At 43.0% G+C, this 15,628-nt stretch carries 11 protein-coding genes; 9 read left to right on the top strand and 2 right to left on the bottom strand.

Annotated features, from left to right (window positions below; translation table 11 throughout):
- Positions 1-70: 70 nt before the first annotated feature.
- The 6 genes from HUU81_RS16230 (at position 71) to HUU81_RS16205 (ending at position 7,646) form a co-directional block, all read left to right on the top strand.
- Positions 71-991 (top strand): branched-chain amino acid transaminase, encoded by a 921-nt coding sequence (locus tag HUU81_RS16230; RefSeq protein ID WP_199609942.1) that lies wholly within the window; start codon positions 71-73, stop codon positions 989-991.
- 51 nt (positions 992-1,042) lie between these two features.
- Positions 1,043-2,914, top strand: coding sequence for a dihydroxy-acid dehydratase (gene ilvD, locus HUU81_RS16225; protein ID WP_199609941.1), 1,872 nt, complete (start codon positions 1,043-1,045; stop codon positions 2,912-2,914).
- On the top strand, positions 2,914-4,545 hold the full coding sequence (gene ilvA / locus HUU81_RS16220) for a threonine ammonia-lyase, biosynthetic (protein WP_199609940.1): 1,632 nt from the start codon (positions 2,914-2,916) through the stop codon (positions 4,543-4,545). The genes ilvD and ilvA overlap by 1 nt, the downstream gene beginning before the upstream one ends.
- 106 nt (positions 4,546-4,651) lie before the next feature.
- Positions 4,652-6,367, top strand: coding sequence for an acetolactate synthase 3 large subunit (locus tag HUU81_RS16215; RefSeq protein WP_199612117.1), 1,716 nt, complete (start codon positions 4,652-4,654; stop codon positions 6,365-6,367).
- Positions 6,367-6,864, top strand: coding sequence for an acetolactate synthase small subunit (gene ilvN / locus HUU81_RS16210; protein ID WP_199609939.1), 498 nt, complete (start codon positions 6,367-6,369; stop codon positions 6,862-6,864). The genes HUU81_RS16215 and ilvN overlap by 1 nt, the downstream gene beginning before the upstream one ends.
- 113 nt (positions 6,865-6,977) lie before the next feature.
- Positions 6,978-7,646 (top strand): DUF2306 domain-containing protein, encoded by a 669-nt coding sequence (locus HUU81_RS16205; protein ID WP_199609938.1) that lies wholly within the window; start codon positions 6,978-6,980, stop codon positions 7,644-7,646.
- Between the two features lie 38 nt (positions 7,647-7,684).
- On the opposite strand, the gene HUU81_RS16200 is transcribed toward HUU81_RS16205, so the two are convergent.
- Positions 7,685-8,095 (bottom strand): hypothetical protein, encoded by a 411-nt coding sequence (locus tag HUU81_RS16200; protein WP_199609937.1) that lies wholly within the window; start codon positions 8,093-8,095, stop codon positions 7,685-7,687.
- Positions 8,096-8,301: 206 nt separating this feature from the next.
- Between HUU81_RS16200 and HUU81_RS16195 the strand changes: the two genes are divergently transcribed.
- Positions 8,302-9,498 carry an MltA domain-containing protein gene (locus HUU81_RS16195; protein WP_199609936.1) on the top strand — a complete coding sequence of 399 codons (1,197 nt, stop codon included), beginning with the start codon at positions 8,302-8,304 and terminating at the stop codon, positions 9,496-9,498.
- Between the two features lie 29 nt (positions 9,499-9,527).
- Here the strand turns inward: HUU81_RS16195 and HUU81_RS16190 are convergent, their stop codons facing one another.
- The gene (locus HUU81_RS16190; protein ID WP_199609935.1) at positions 9,528-11,144 is read right to left on the bottom strand and encodes a methyl-accepting chemotaxis protein; all 1,617 of its coding nucleotides are present in this window, start codon (positions 11,142-11,144) and stop codon (positions 9,528-9,530) included.
- 145 nt (positions 11,145-11,289) lie between these two features.
- Between HUU81_RS16190 and HUU81_RS16185 the strand changes: the two genes are divergently transcribed.
- On the top strand, positions 11,290-13,233 hold the full coding sequence (locus HUU81_RS16185; RefSeq protein WP_199609934.1) for a methyl-accepting chemotaxis protein: 1,944 nt from the start codon (positions 11,290-11,292) through the stop codon (positions 13,231-13,233).
- Between the two features lie 155 nt (positions 13,234-13,388).
- Positions 13,389-15,551 (top strand): S46 family peptidase, encoded by a 2,163-nt coding sequence (locus HUU81_RS16180; protein ID WP_199609933.1) that lies wholly within the window; start codon positions 13,389-13,391, stop codon positions 15,549-15,551.
- Positions 15,552-15,628 lie beyond the last annotated feature (77 nt).

The following is a 15,628-nucleotide window of genomic DNA, read 5'->3' as shown; positions in this document are numbered from 1 at the left end:
GAATACGTACAGAACGTGTTTATATGCCATGGCAACGCACAACACAAAGAATGAAAAGTAAGGAATTACAATGAGTGTAGATAAAATTTGGTTTAATGGAAAAATGATGCCGTATGCTGACGCTAAAGTGCATGTATTAAGCCATGCATTGCATTATGGATCGTCGGTATTTGAAGGTGTTCGCGCTTACGATACGCCTAACGGCCCATGCATTTTTCGGTTAGAGGAACACACTCGTCGCTTATTCGATTCAGCAAAAATCTACCGCATGGTTATCCCTTATACCGAAGCGCAAATAAACCAAGCATGTAAAGACGTGATTAAAGAAAACGGCATGAAGTCAGCGTACTTACGCCCGGTCGCCTTTTATGGAGAAATCGGTCTTGGGCTACGTGTACCCGCGGGCACTGAAACCGACGTTGCTGTAGCAGCAATGAATTGGGGCGCATATTTAGGTGACGAAGCACTTGAAAATGGTGTTGATGCCGGTGTGTCTTCATGGTCAAGATTAGCGGCAAACACCATACCTACTGGTGCAAAAGCGGGTGGTAATTACCTTTCTTCACAGCTTATCTCAATTGAAGCGGCGCAACATGGTTATGGTGAAGGCATCGCCTTAGACGTGCATGGTTATGTGAGTGAAGGTGCAGGTGAAAACTTATTTGTGATCCGCGATAACGTGGTCATGACTACCCCATTAACTGCCGCAATTTTACCGGGGATCACCCGTGCCACGATTATTACCTTACTACAAGAAATGGGCTACGAAGTGCGTGAACAAAATATTCCGCGCGAGTCATTGTACCTTGCGGATGAAATTTTAATGTGTGGCACAGCCGCAGAAGTAACACCAGTACGCAGTGTTGATGGTATTGCTGTGGGTAATGGCGGCCGAGGTCCAATTACTGAAAAGGTACAAAAGGCATTTTTTGGTTTGTTTAACGGTCAAACTGAAGATAAATGGGGCTGGTTAACACCAGTAAATAGTTAACCTTAATCACATTAACCAATGAAAAAAGTAGGCAATAGTAAGGAACCAATAATGACGAGTACGAACCGTAAAATTACCCTGCGCTCTGCAACCACAACGCAAGGCCGTAACATGGCTGGTGCACGTGCGCTTTGGCGCGCCACGGGGGTGAAAGATCAGGACTTTGGTAAACCGATTATTGCCGTAGTTAACTCGTTTACCCAGTTTGTGCCTGGTCATGTCCATTTAAAAGACTTAGGCCAGTTGGTTGCACGCGAAATAGAGCAGGCAGGTGGCATTGCCAAAGAATTTAATACTATTGCTGTAGACGATGGTATTGCAATGGGGCACAGCGGTATGCTGTACAGTTTACCTTCGCGAGAGCTGATTGCTGATTCGGTCGAATATATGGTGAATGCACACTGTGCGGATGCCATGGTATGTATTTCAAATTGCGACAAAATTACACCGGGCATGTTAATGGCCGCCATGCGCTTGAATATTCCAGTGGTGTTTGTTTCTGGCGGGCCGATGGAAGCGGGTAAAACTAAACTGTCTGATCAAATCATTAAGCTTGATTTAGTCGATGCGATGGTCAGTGCTGCTGATCCTACTGTGTCGGACGAACAAACTGAACAAATAGAACGCTCTGCTTGTCCAACGTGTGGCTCATGCTCTGGCATGTTTACCGCTAATTCGATGAACTGTTTAACGGAAGCGCTGGGGTTATCATTACCGGGTAATGGCTCGATGCTGGCGACTCATCAAGACCGAGAAAAACTCTTTTTACACGCAGGAAAGCGCATCGTTGAGCTATGTCAGCAATATTATGACAATGGTAACGAAGCCGTATTGCCACGTAACATTGCTAACAAATCTGCGTTTGAAAATGCGATGTGTTTAGATATTGCGATGGGCGGTTCAACTAATACGGTATTGCACCTGCTTGCTGCGGCGCAAGAAGCAAATATTAACTTCACCATGGACGATATTGATCGCTTGTCACGTATCGTACCGCATTTATGTAAAGTCGCGCCGTCTACACCAAAATATCATATGGAAGATGTACATCGCGCTGGTGGCGTGATAGGCATTTTAGGCGAGCTGGCACGCGCCAATTTATTGAATACAGATGTTGGCCATGTCGCTGCTGATACGCTGGCGAACGTGCTGCAACAGTGGGATGTAAAAATTACCAAAGATGACACTGTTAACTCCTTCTTTAGGGCAGGACCTGCTGGTATTCGTACCACGAAAGCGTTTAGTCAAGATTGTCGTTTCGATACCCTTGATGATGACAGGGAAGCAGGTTGTATTCGCAGTCGTGAGTTTGCTTATAGCCAAGATGGCGGGTTAGCTGTATTAAGTGGCAACTTAGCTGAAAAGGGATGTATTGTAAAAACGGCAGGTGTTGATGAAGACAGTTTAATATTCAGTGGTAAAGCCATTGTGTTTGAAAGCCAAGATGACGCGGTGAGCGGCATTCTTAGTGGACAAGTAAAAGCAGGGCACGTAGTAGTTATTCGTTATGAAGGCCCAAAAGGCGGCCCGGGAATGCAAGAAATGCTTTATCCAACAAGCTATTTAAAGTCGATGGGGCTAGGCAAAGCGTGTGCATTAATTACTGACGGGCGCTTTTCAGGTGGCACATCAGGCTTGTCGATTGGTCATGTATCGCCAGAAGCCGCAAGTGGTGGCGTGATTGCGTTAGTTGAAAACGACGACCCAATTGATATCAATATTCCTGAACGAACTATTCAGCTAGCAATAAGCGATGATGAATTAGCGTCGCGTAAACAGCAGATGTTGCAACGTGGTAATAAAGCATGGAAACCGCTTAACCGTGAGCGACCAGTTTCAGCCGCGTTAAAAACTTATGCCATGTTAGCAACCAGTGCTGATCAAGGGGCGGTACGTGATTTAGCAAAACTGGAGCAGGACTAATGTCGTCGCAAACTGCTTGTCAATTGAACCATGATTTATCTGTTGCTGATTCATCCAGCGAACCCTTACTGACTTGGTCAGTTGAACAGTACATTAAGCAGATTTTATTGGCTCCTGTGTATGATGTGGCTCAACATACACCATTAAGTAGTTTGCATAAATTAAGTGCGCGGTTAGGCCATAAAATCAGCCTTAAGCGTGAAGATATGCAGCCTGTGCATTCATTTAAAATCCGTGGAGCCTACAACAAAATAGTGACACTGTCTGCTTCACAGCGCGCTGCTGGTGTTATCGCTGCGTCAGCAGGTAATCATGCTCAAGGCGTAGCGCTGTCCAGTACTAAGCTGGCGATTAACGCTACGATTGTAATGCCTATCACTACTCCAGAAATCAAAGTGAGTGCCGTGAAGCGCTTGGGCGCTGATGTTGTGTTGCACGGTAAAAATTTTGATGAAGCACAACAACAAGCGCGGTGCATTGCGCGTGAAACAGGCGCTACGTTTATTCCGCCGTTTGATGATGCCAATGTGATAGCTGGACAAGGCACCGTTGCGAAAGAGTTACTTGAACAGCAACCTAAGTTGGATGCGGTGTTTATTCCTGTTGGTGGTGGCGGCTTATTGGCGGGAATGGCGCTGTATATTAAGTACCTTATGCCCAGCATCAAGGTGATTGGTGTTGAACCTCACGATGCAGCGTGTTTTCAACATGCGTTAACAATGCATCATGCCAATGTAGCTAGTGAAGCAGAAAATACTGACACTGCAGTGCCTGCGGCGTTGTCGCGTGTTGGCACATTTGCGGATGGCGTAGCGGTAAAGCAAATGGGAAAAGAAACCTTTCGATTAGCAAGCCAATACTGCGATGAAGTGATCACTGTTAGCAGTGACGAAATTTGTGCTGCCATAAAAGATATTTTTGATGATGTAAGAGCCATTGCAGAGCCTGCGGGCGCATTAGCATTGGCAGGCTTAAAGAAATATGCTGCAAAGCATCATGAAGTGCCATTGCAGTTATCTGCGGTGCTGTCAGGAGCTAATATGAACTTCGATACGCTGCGCTACGTGTCGGAACGTACCGAGCTAGGTGAACAAAAAGAAGCGGTGCTGGCGGTAAAAATTCCTGAGCATAAAGGCAGTTATCTCGCATTTTGCCAAGCATTAGGGGGTAAAGCGATCACCGAGTTTAATTATCGGCAAGCGGCATCATCGCATGCACATATTTATGTAGGCATTAAGCTCACAGAAGGCGCGGCCGAACTGACCGAACTTAAACAGCAACTCAGCAATAATAGTTATGAATATGTAGATATGTCGGATGATGAAACGGCTAAGTTACATGTGCGGCATATGGTGGGTGGGCGTTCGAATGCCACCTTAACCGAGCGCGTTTACCGTTTTGAGTTTCCTGAATGCAGTGGCGCGCTGCTCACATTTTTAGACACATTAGGCGCACGTTGGAATATTACGTTATTTCATTATCGCAATCATGGTGCTGCCATCGGGCAAGTGCTTGCAGGGTTTGAATTACCAGATAACGAGCACCTTGAATTTCATCAGTTCTTAACAGCGTTGGGTTATGGTTGGAAAGATGAAACTAACAACCCAAGCTATCAACTTTTTTTACAATAATAATGAGCAACAAAGGAATATTATTATGACATCGCAGCATACCTCTCTGCATGGTTCCAATGCAGATACGCCCGATAAAGCTGAGCACAATCAGCAAGGTTCTCCAATGTTATCTGGTGCCGAAATGGTGGTCGCTGCGCTTAGAGATTTAGGCGTAAAACATCTATTTGGTTACCCGGGTGGCGCGGTATTGGATATTTACGACGCGTTATTTAAAGACAGCGAAATAGAGCACATTTTAGTGCGACACGAGCAAGCTGCTGTTCATGCAGCCGACGGTTATGCCAGAGCCACCGGAGAAGTGGGCTCGGTGTTAGTGACGTCAGGTCCCGGTGCGACCAATACGATCACCGGTATTGCAACCGCGTACATGGACTCAATTCCATTAGTCGTGCTGTCTGGGCAAGTACCAACCACCATGATTGGTGAAGACGCGTTCCAAGAAACCGATATGGTGGGGTGCTCGCGTCCGATTGTAAAACATAGTTTCTTATGTAAAAAAGCCACCGATATTCCTGCCGCCATCGCTAAGGCTTATTATTTAGCAAGCACAGGCCGACCGGGGCCGGTTGTTGTTGATTTGCCAAAAGACGCGGTTAATCCACAGCATAAATTTCCTTACCAATTACCGCGCGATATTAAAATGCGCTCATATAACCCAACGGATAAAGGACATTCGCGCCAAATTAAAAAAGCCGTTGAAGCCATCGTTAACGCTAAACGTCCTATTATCTACAGCGGTGGGGGCGTCATAGCGGCTAATGCCTCTGCCGAGTTAACAGAATTTGCTGAAAAATTAAATGCCCCTGTCACTAATACATTAATGGGATTGGGCTGCATATCGGGTACGCATCCGCAATTTGTAGGCATGTTAGGCATGCACGGAACGCTAGAAGCAAATAACGCAATGGCTAACGCTGACTTAATTATTGCACTGGGTGCACGCTTTGATGATCGCGTTACCAATAATGTCAAAAAGTTCTGCCCTAATGCCACGGTATTACATGTAGACGTTGATCCTGCCTCTATTTCAAAAACGATTGAGGCGCATATTCCCATTGTGGGCAATGTAAAAACGGTGCTTAAGCAACTAATGAAATTGATATCGCGCGCAAACCTACAGCTGGATAACGACGCAATATCCGCGTGGTGGCAACAAATTAACGACTGGCGTGCGCAACAATGCTTGGCCTTTCAGCCGCCAGCACAACAAGAAAAAATTAAACCGCAGCAAGCCATTCAAGCGCTATATCAAGCAACAAATGGCGATGCTTATGTCACTTCTGATGTGGGCCAGCATCAAATGTTTGCGGCGTTATATTATCCTTTTGCCAAACCAAGGCGCTGGATAAATTCAGGTGGGCTAGGCACCATGGGCTTTGGCTTTCCTGCTGCAATGGGCGTTAAGCTAGCGTTTCCAAATGAAACCGTGGTGTGCGTAACTGGTGATGGCTCTATTCAAATGAATATTCAAGAGCTTTCAACCTGTATGCAATACAATATTCCGGTAAAAATAATCTCTTTAAATAATGGGTCGCTAGGCATGGTGCGCCAATGGCAAGACATGATTTATGGCGGTCGTCACTCGCAATCTTACATGGCGTCATTACCCGACTTTGTGAAATTGGTGGAAGCGTATGGACATGTTGGACTGCGAGTAGAGCGTGCAGAAGATCTCCAAAGCACTTTAGAGCATGCAATGTCGTTAACCGACAGGCTAGTATTTGTAGACATTATCGTTGATGAAACTGAGCACGTGTATCCGATGCAAATCAAAGGTGGCGCAATGGATGAGATGGTTTTGAGCAAAGGAGATAAATAATGAAGCGCATTCTTTCAATCTTAATGGAAAATGAACCGGGCTCATTGTCTCGTGTAGTCGGGTTATTTTCACAACGTGGCTATAACATTGAAACCTTATCGGTTGCGCCGACGGACGATGAAACATTATCTCGGCTGACGATAACCACTTTTGGTGACGATCGTGTGTTAGAGCAAATTACCAAACAAGTGAATAAGCTGGTGGATGTGCTTAAGGTTAGCAATTTAACTGAAAAGGCACATATCGAGCGTGAACTGATGTTGATTAAAGTAAGCGCCAGTTCATCCGAACAGCGAGCAGAAGTGGTACGTTGCAACGACATTTTTCGTGGTCAAATTGTAGATGTTACCGCTAATATCTTTACCATCCAGCTGATTGGCAATAACGAAAAACTGACAGGATTTATCGCCGCGTTAAACGATCAAATTAGTGTACTAGAAGTGGTGCGCTCAGGCACCGTTGGGATTGCTCGCGGTGAAAGGGCATTGAAAATATAACGTTCCGAAACATCAAGTAACATTCCTGATACGCCAATACACACTTCCTCGTGTATGCTTTTTGAGCATATATCGTTAGTTCATGGTTAGATGAAAAATACAAAGGAATCGTGATGTTGGCACTTCATATACTTGGCGGGGTTTTAGTACTTCTTTTCGCAACAGTGGCGCTACTTGCTAAAAAAGGCGGTAAGTTTCATCGTTTTGGTGGCAACATCTTTTTTGTTTCTATGGTGTTGGTATCAACATCGGCGATTTATTTAGATATTGCCAGTGGCGATACCCCGGCTATTTCGGTTCTTGCGTTGTACCTTGTGGTTACATCATGGGTAACGATAAAGCGTAAGGAAGGAACCATAGGACTGTTTGAAAAATTGGCGTTTGTTGCAATTACTGCGGTTGCTATTGGCCTTTACAGTGTGGGGTGGCATATCTCATCGGCTGACGGGGTAACCAAAAATGGTGTGCCTGCAGCTATGTATTTTGTTTTTGGCACCTTAGCGCTATTTGCTGCGGCGTTAGACTTAATCATGATTGTCAAAGGTGGGGTAACGGGAAAGCATCGTATTGCTAGGCATCTTTGGCGGATGTGTATACCTGTTGTGATGGCTACCATGTCGGTATTATCGCAAAAGTCTGTGATCCCTGTTGCACTGCAAGGCAAACCTATTTTGTGGCTACCTATTTTGCTGCTGCTTTCGCTCATGTTTTTTTGGTTGATAAAGGTGTTATTTACTAAGTGGCATCAGAGCCGACAACCAGCCAAAGTAGAGGCAACCTGATGCGAACTTGAAGGGATAATACGCGTATTGCTGGGTATTTATTTACCCAGCGTCAATTCAATATATTCTTTTTTAGCGCGCGTTTTTACTTGGGAAAGTAAATAAATATAACGGCCGATAATCACCACCCACGGTATGATGGTTAGTAATAAACCAAAACCCATTGCTACGCTATAGCGGTAATCTTCTTCATCTTGCAGACTGTATTCGGCAGGGATCGGTAAATAAAAGTGCGCATAAAAGCTGGTTAGGCCAATACAAACAACCAAAGCAAATACACAGTGCAGCAACAAGTACGCCATGTTTGGCGTATGCTTTTGCAACAATTGTTGTAGCAGTTTGGTGTCTATTTCTATGTCTTTCGCTGTGCTTGTTGGTTTCTTACCCAAATATTCTTCGTTGTTGGGATTGTTTGAACCGTTATTTGAGTTGTTATCTGAATTTTGCATGGTATTAAAGCCTGTAAAACATATGCGGGCATATTACCATGAAGTTGACAGCTAGCCTACGCTGGCAAAGAACTCACGTTGGACTAGGTTTAAGATATGAAACGTACTTAGGTTAAGCTGAGTAAGAGGCACAGTTGACTGCATTACAGCTTCAAGACATCATGTATCCACTTCAATCATTTGCTCACATTTATTTGGTAATCATAATGCGTTTGACTCGCTTAACAGCTCTATATGCTTTGTGCTCTCTGTTACTTTCCTTCTTCACTTGTCAGTTAGCTAACGCCAGCGAGGCCAATCAAGCCAATACGCTGAACGCGCATGCTACTTTTATGGCTGAGCCTATAACCGCAAGTCATATTGGGCAGATGGCCCCGGCAAAAACGAGCCACTTATGTAACGTGGCCGAGCAAACACAGCAATATTTAGCAAGTGGAAAGACATTTGATGCGTTTGCTAATCATAAGGGAGAGGTATTTGATAGCAGCGTTACTTTCGAGCGTGTGACACAAACACTTGCATATATTTGTGAGGTGTATCGAGATGATGTAAGAAACAAACGCCAAAGCCGATTGCAAGATCCTGACTTTTTAGCCGCAAATTTTGAATTCATGCGCTGGCAGCCAGATTTACAAAAAGCGCAACAATATGCCGATAACAGCAAAAATGATAAAAAATCGCGGTTATTACGGAATATTCCTACTCAGTCTATTTTACTCACGAAATATTACACTAAATTATTGAATGCGAGTGAGCAGCCAACTGCAGTGTTTAATCAGGCGTTATATCAATTGCCTGATGATGAGTACGGTTTAACGAAAGAACAGGCATTAGCTAAAAAACATGAATTGACGCGTTTTAAGTTTACCCGCCAACAAATTATACAAGGTGCGCTGCGCAAACAAAATTTGGCCAAACCGTTAATTTGGCTATCAGAAGACAGTTTGCACGATGTGTTACTGCAAGGTACTGGCGTGATCAATACTGCAGCGGGGATGCGTTATTTTAATGTTCATCGAAATAACGGCATTGCTTATGACTACACATTGGGCAAGCGCGAACAGCCACGCTATTGGTATTTTGCTGAAGTGCCTAGCATTTTAGGTTATGGAAAGAGCCTACAACACAAAATAAAAGTGCAACCTCATGTCACTTTTGCTGGCAATGTTAAGCAATTGGGGCTGGGTAAATTAATGATGGTGCAATACCAACAAAAAGATACAGAAGGGAAGTCACAGTCCGTTAGCCGTTTAGGCATATTGGCTGACCAAGGTGGCGCCTTTGATGACAACTTATTTCAGCTAGATATGCTGGTGGACAGCTATTACGGTTGGCAGGACTACTATCAAGCAAACAAGCATATTGCAGATTATGCGCAGGCATGGTTGTTGTTGAAGAAATAATCATGCCTTAAATTTTTAAATGTGTGCACTTAATAGTTGAAATTAGATACTAATTTATTCAACTTTTGAGTCACACGTTGAAGGTTTTCACTAATTTTTTGAGTTTCTTCAATACCGGTTAAGTTTTGATCTGACATCGAGGCAATATCATTAATATTTTTACTAATTTCATCAGATACCACAGCCTGTTGCTCTGCTGCTGAAGAAATCTGAAAACTCATATCGCTAATTTGAGAAACATCATCGTTGATATTGGCAATAGACTGTTCGGTGGTGTTCATTTTATCAACCGAATCGGCAGCGAGTGTAGCACTTTTCTCAATCACTTTTGATGCTTGATTTGAGCTGCTTTGTAAACTTTCAATAATTTGATTAATTTCTTCCGTAGACTTTTGCGTTCGCGAAGCTAGGCTGCGCACTTCGTCTGCAACTACCGAAAAACCCCGCCCGTGTTCGCCCGCTCTGGCGGCTTCAATTGCCGCGTTAAGAGCAAGTAAGTTGGTTTGCTCTGCTACAGACTGGATCACATCAGTCACTGAGTTTATGTCGTTACTTCTTTGATTTACTTCAGAAATTACATTGGCAGAATTTTCTACTTGTTTAGCTAAATCATCAATCTCATTACTGGTCTGAGATACAGTTTGTTGAACTGAATTTGTTTTATCAGATGCTTGCTGGGCAGAGCTAGAAGAGTGAGAGATGTCAGCAGCCACTTTCTCAACTGTGCTAGACATTTGCTCCATTGCTGTGGCTGCTTGAAGCGCATTCTCGCGTTGAATGTCAATGTTAGAACGTGTTTGTATAACTATATCAGTTAGTTGCGACGTGGAGTTCAGTAATTCCGTGGCGGAGTTTGAAATCTCCGTAATAGTATCTTTTAAGTTGTCTCGCATGCGCAAAATAGCTCGATTAATGGTAGCAAATTCGTCTTTCCCCTTAACTTTAACAGTACCATTTAAGTTGCCATCCGCTATTGCATTCGTGGACTTTATTATCATTGAAATGCTACGAGATACTCTATTTGTGACAAAGTATGCTACTACGCACGCGATAATTAGGCTTAATAGCAGTATTGAAGTTAACAAGGTCACGGCAAAACTATGGTTGGCAATACTATCAGCTTTGTCTGCGTCAAGTGCTTTCTCATTGATATCTACAATGGCCGCGATACTGTCGGTAGCTCTATCACTGATCTCACGCCCTTTGCCTGATGATAGGGCAAAAGCCTGCTGGTTATTGCCAGCTAAAGCTAGGTTTATTACCTGTTTATTTACGGCAAGGTATTCGTCCCAAAGTGACGCAAATTCGTCGAGCTTTTGTTTTCCATCGTCATCAACTAATTCGCGTAGCTGATTCCGTCTCAATTGCATATCTTCTTGAATGCTATCAATAAAGGTAATGTACTCTTGCATACCTGATTGCTCTTTTTCCAAAATAATATTTTTTTCTGCTCGAGAAACGGCAATAGCATCTTGATTAATTCTGGCGCCCAATTTGATTTTAATTGCTGAGCTATCGGCAATTTTTTCAATCCTATCTTGCATTGAGCTTAGTTTGTTGTAAGCAACAATAGACGATATTAATAGTAATGATATGAATATTGCAAAACTTGCAATTAACAGTGCTTTTAAAGAAATATTATTCATAAAATGTTTGCTTACCTGTTTTGTTGATGGCAAAAGGAAGTCTAGTTGAAATTAGTTATTGTAGTTAATACGTGCGGATGTTTATGGCGGTTTGGTAGTCAATATTCTATGGTTGTATGAACCTATTACTAGTTTTGGTAAACCTATGTTCGATGCATGGCGCAATTTATCCATCCAAAAAAAGCTGCTAACCGCAATGGCAGCGGCATTAATTTTATCGCTTGGGTTATTAACCATTCTGAATAATTACCTGACCAGCAACATTATAAAAAACAGGTTGGAAAATAATGAGCTGCCTTTTGTTATGTCTAATATTCGACTTAATGTGCAAAAAGAAATCGCATTGGCAATTGATGGCTCAAAGCAGGTTGCAGAAAACCAATACATTATCGATTGGATATTAAATGGTGAAGCAAAAGCCGGAGTGGATAATTTGGTGGCATATTTGGACCGTATCAATCGTGTGAATAAAGCGGGTGAAACCTTTGTGGGTTCCGTTAACAGTAACGACTACTATACGCAAAATGGTTTAGTGAAAACGATGTCGAAAAGCAATCCAATGGATAGTTGGTACTTCAAATTTTTTGCTGATAAGTTGGGTTATGACACAGGTATTGGCCCCAATAAAGACACGGGTGAATTAACGCTATTTATTAATTATTTAGTGCAGGATAAAGGCGAGCCATTGGGCGTGGCGGGCATGGGTGTAAGCATTCAGCATTTTGTTGATTATGTAAATAATTTCAAAATTGGTGAATCGGGCCGTGTGTTTGTAGTGGCAAAAGATGGCACGATTAAAATACATTCAAATTCAGCGCTGGCAGACAAAGCCAAGTTAACTTCACTTAATGGCTATGCGGACACAGCATCTACGCTACTTGCAGGTAATAGCTTTACATTAGTGGAAGCCAGTATTGATGGCGATAATTATTTCTTGGCGTCAGACTTTATTGAAGAGCTTGGTTGGTATGTGATTGCTGAAGTACCGCAAAGTGAGGTGTATGGCGAGTTAAACGCAGTCACCCGCAATAGTATTATGATTACCATCATCGTGATTGCGATATTTTTATTTCTTTCGGTTTATGTGGTGCGGGGGATTAGCTCTCCTATTGTGCACACGTCCAATTTGTTAAAGCAAGTTGCGCAAGGTGAAGCTGATTTACGTCAGCGTTTACCTGTCAACTCGAAGGATGAGCTTGGCGCATTAGCAGAAAACTTCAATGCATTTATCAGTCAAATTCAAGACATTATTCAGCAGGTAAAAAATAACTGTGATGCTTTATTAGTAAAAGTGAGTGAAGTGAATCAACTTAGCCATCAAACATCAACGGATTTAGCTCTACAAAAAGACAAAACCATTCAAGTAGCCACCGCTGTAACGCAAATGGGATCGACAATTCAAGATATAGCACGCAGTGCGACAGAAACGGCAAGCTCTGCTGAGGACGCGTCTAATAAAGTGGCAGAAGGATCCGGCGTAGTAACCGATACCATCAATTATATTGAGCAATTATCAGGCGAAATGTCTGAGTCGAGTCGAGTTATCAACGAGCTTGCTGAACACACCGATGCAATTGGTTCAGTGTTAAGTGTTATTCGCGGGATCTCAGAACAAACTAATTTATTGGCACTTAATGCTGCTATTGAAGCGGCGCGTGCTGGTGAGCAAGGCAGAGGGTTTGCAGTGGTGGCAGATGAGGTGCGCAGTTTAGCAATGCGCACGCACACATCAACAGAAGAAATTCAGCAAATGATTGAAAAATTGCAGGGTGGATCGAAAAATGCGGTTAATGCTATTGAAGCCGGTCGGTCGCAAACGGAAAAAAGCGTAGAAGCATCAACCAAAGCGGGTGAAGCATTGCAGGCTATCGATAAGTCAGTAGAAACCATTCAAGGAATGAGTATTCAAATGGCCACTGCAACGGAAGAGCAAAGTGTGGTGGTTGAAGATATTAACACGAATGTGATTAGTATTAGCGACGTGACCCAAACAACGGCAGAAGCCGCCACATTGAGTTCTCATGCTTGTGAGGAGCTAAGAGCCTTAACAGAAGAGCTGAATCAGGTAGTGGGACGTTTTAAAGTATAAACAGTTAACCAAACCGCCACCCCATCACTTCCTACTTAATGTGTAAAGCAGTGGCGTATTCACGCTGCTGCTTTACCAATCTTTGTGCTTATTCAATAAATTAGTTACTATCTTGGCGCTCGAAAAATTAAAACAATAATTAATAGGTTTAAATAATGCGTAAGCTTACAGCAATTACACTGTTAGCCAGCTCTTTCATGGTTCAGGCCGACGAAGGAATGTGGCAACCCAATCAACTTCCTCAAATTAAACAACAATTAAAAGCGAAAGGCTTGGAAATTGCGCCAGAAAAAATTTCTAGCTTAACCGAATTCCCTATGAATGCAGTGATCAGCTTAGGCGGATGTACAGCATCATTTGTTTCTCCAAAAGGGCTAGTAGTCACTAATCACCACTGTGCTTATGGTTCTATTCAGTACAACAGTAGTGCCGATAACAACCTAATTGATAAAGGCTTTTTAGCGAAAGATTTTTCAAAAGAATTACCCGGCGCACCGGGTTCTCGTATTTATGTTACTGAATCATTGGTTGATGTAACCGATAAAGTAGTAGGTAAATTAAGCGATGAGCTAAGCGGTGAAGCACGTTTTAAAGCGATTGAAAAAACCAATAAAGCGTTAGTGTCTGAGTGTGAAAAAGATGAAGGCTATCGCTGTGAAATATATAGTTACTACGGCGGTGCAGAGTATTTCTTAATTAAGCAACTTGCTATTCGTGATGTGCGTTTAGTGTATGCACCGCCAGCAAGTATTGGTAAATTTGGTGGCGACACTGATAACTGGATGTGGCCGCGCCACACTGGAGACTGGTCTTTTTATCGAGCTTATGTAAACAAAGACGGTCAGCCAGCAGACTTTCATAAAGACAATGTACCTTATGAGCCAAAAAGCCACTTAAAAGTGTCTGCTAAAGGTGTAGATAAAGGTGACTTTGTTATGGTGACAGGCTATCCGGGTCGTACTAACCGTTATCGTACCGCGCAAGAAGTAGAAAACCAGTTTACTTGGGTATATCCAACGGCTAAGCAATACCGTGAAGACTTTATTGAAACCATTAAGCAAGTAGCACCAGAAGGCTCAGAAGCCCGCATTAAGTACGAAAGTAGCATTGCTGGCTTAGCTAACTACGCGAAAAACTATGGTTCAATGGTAGAAAGCTACCAAAAAGGCGACATGTTAGCGCGTAAGAAAACGTTAGAAGCTGAGTTGAATGCATGGGTAAATGCATCTGACGAGCGTAAAGCTGAATACGGTCAAGCGATTGATGAGTTGAACGAATTAATAGAGAAAAGTAAGCAACACCAAGCACGTGACTTAGTGATGGCTTATATGGCACGTACATCAATGCTGAGTACAGCCAAACGTTTATACCGTTTAGCGCATGAAAAACAAAAGCCTGATGCAGATCGCGATCCAGGTTATCAAGAGCGTGACATGACCCGTTTCACTGAAGCAATGAAGCGTGTTTCACGCCGTTATCACCCAGACGTTGACCAAGCGGTATTGCTGCACTTCATTAAAGAATACTCTAAATTACCTAAATCAGAGCGCGTTGCGGTATTCGATCGTTACTTTGGTATGGAAAAAGCGTTTAACGAAGAGGCTGTAAAAGCGAAAATTGCCGCAATGTATGACAATACAAAATTAGGTAATGAAGAAAAGCGCCTAGCATTAATGGATGCTAAAGTTGAAGACTTTAAAAACAGCTTTGACCCATTCTTAATGTTCGCGGTAGCTATGTATGATTACGACAGTAAACAACGTGAAGCTGACAAAGCGTTAAAAGGTGAGCTACAGCAGGCACGTCCGCAATACATGAGAGCCATTTTGGCATACAACAAAAGCCTGAATAAACCTGTTTATGCTGATGCAAATAGCAGCTTACGTGTAACGTACGGTACCGTAAAAGGTTACTCACCGAAAGACGGAATGATGGCTACGCCATTTACTACGCTTGAAGGCCTTCGTGCGAAATACATTGAGGGTGACGCAGAATTTAATGTGTCCGCTAAGCAATTGAAAGCGATTGATAACAAGCAGTATGGCCGTTATTTCAACGAGACAGTTGACTCAGTACCTGTAAACTTTTTAAGTACAGTGGATACCACTGGAGGGAATTCAGGCTCACCAACACTTAATGGCAAAGCAGAATTAGTTGGCTTGTTGTTTGACGGTGTATACGAAAGTATTATTGGCGATTGGGATTATGATCCTTCATTAAACCGTTCAATTCATGCTGATAGCCGCTATATGCTATGGGTAATGGAATATGTTGACGGTGCTGATAATCTGATCAAAGAAATGGATATTGTAGAGTAGTGACTTTAGGTCACTGACCTTCACTATTGTTCCAAACGGAAACGGTAGCCTAGGCTACCGTTTTTATTTTGTATGCC

Origin of the sequence: Flocculibacter collagenilyticus (assembly GCF_016469335.1) — a bacterium.
Taxonomy (GTDB): Bacteria; Pseudomonadota; Gammaproteobacteria; order Enterobacterales; family Alteromonadaceae; genus Flocculibacter; species Flocculibacter collagenilyticus.
This window is presented reverse-complemented; position numbering and strand designations above follow the sequence as displayed.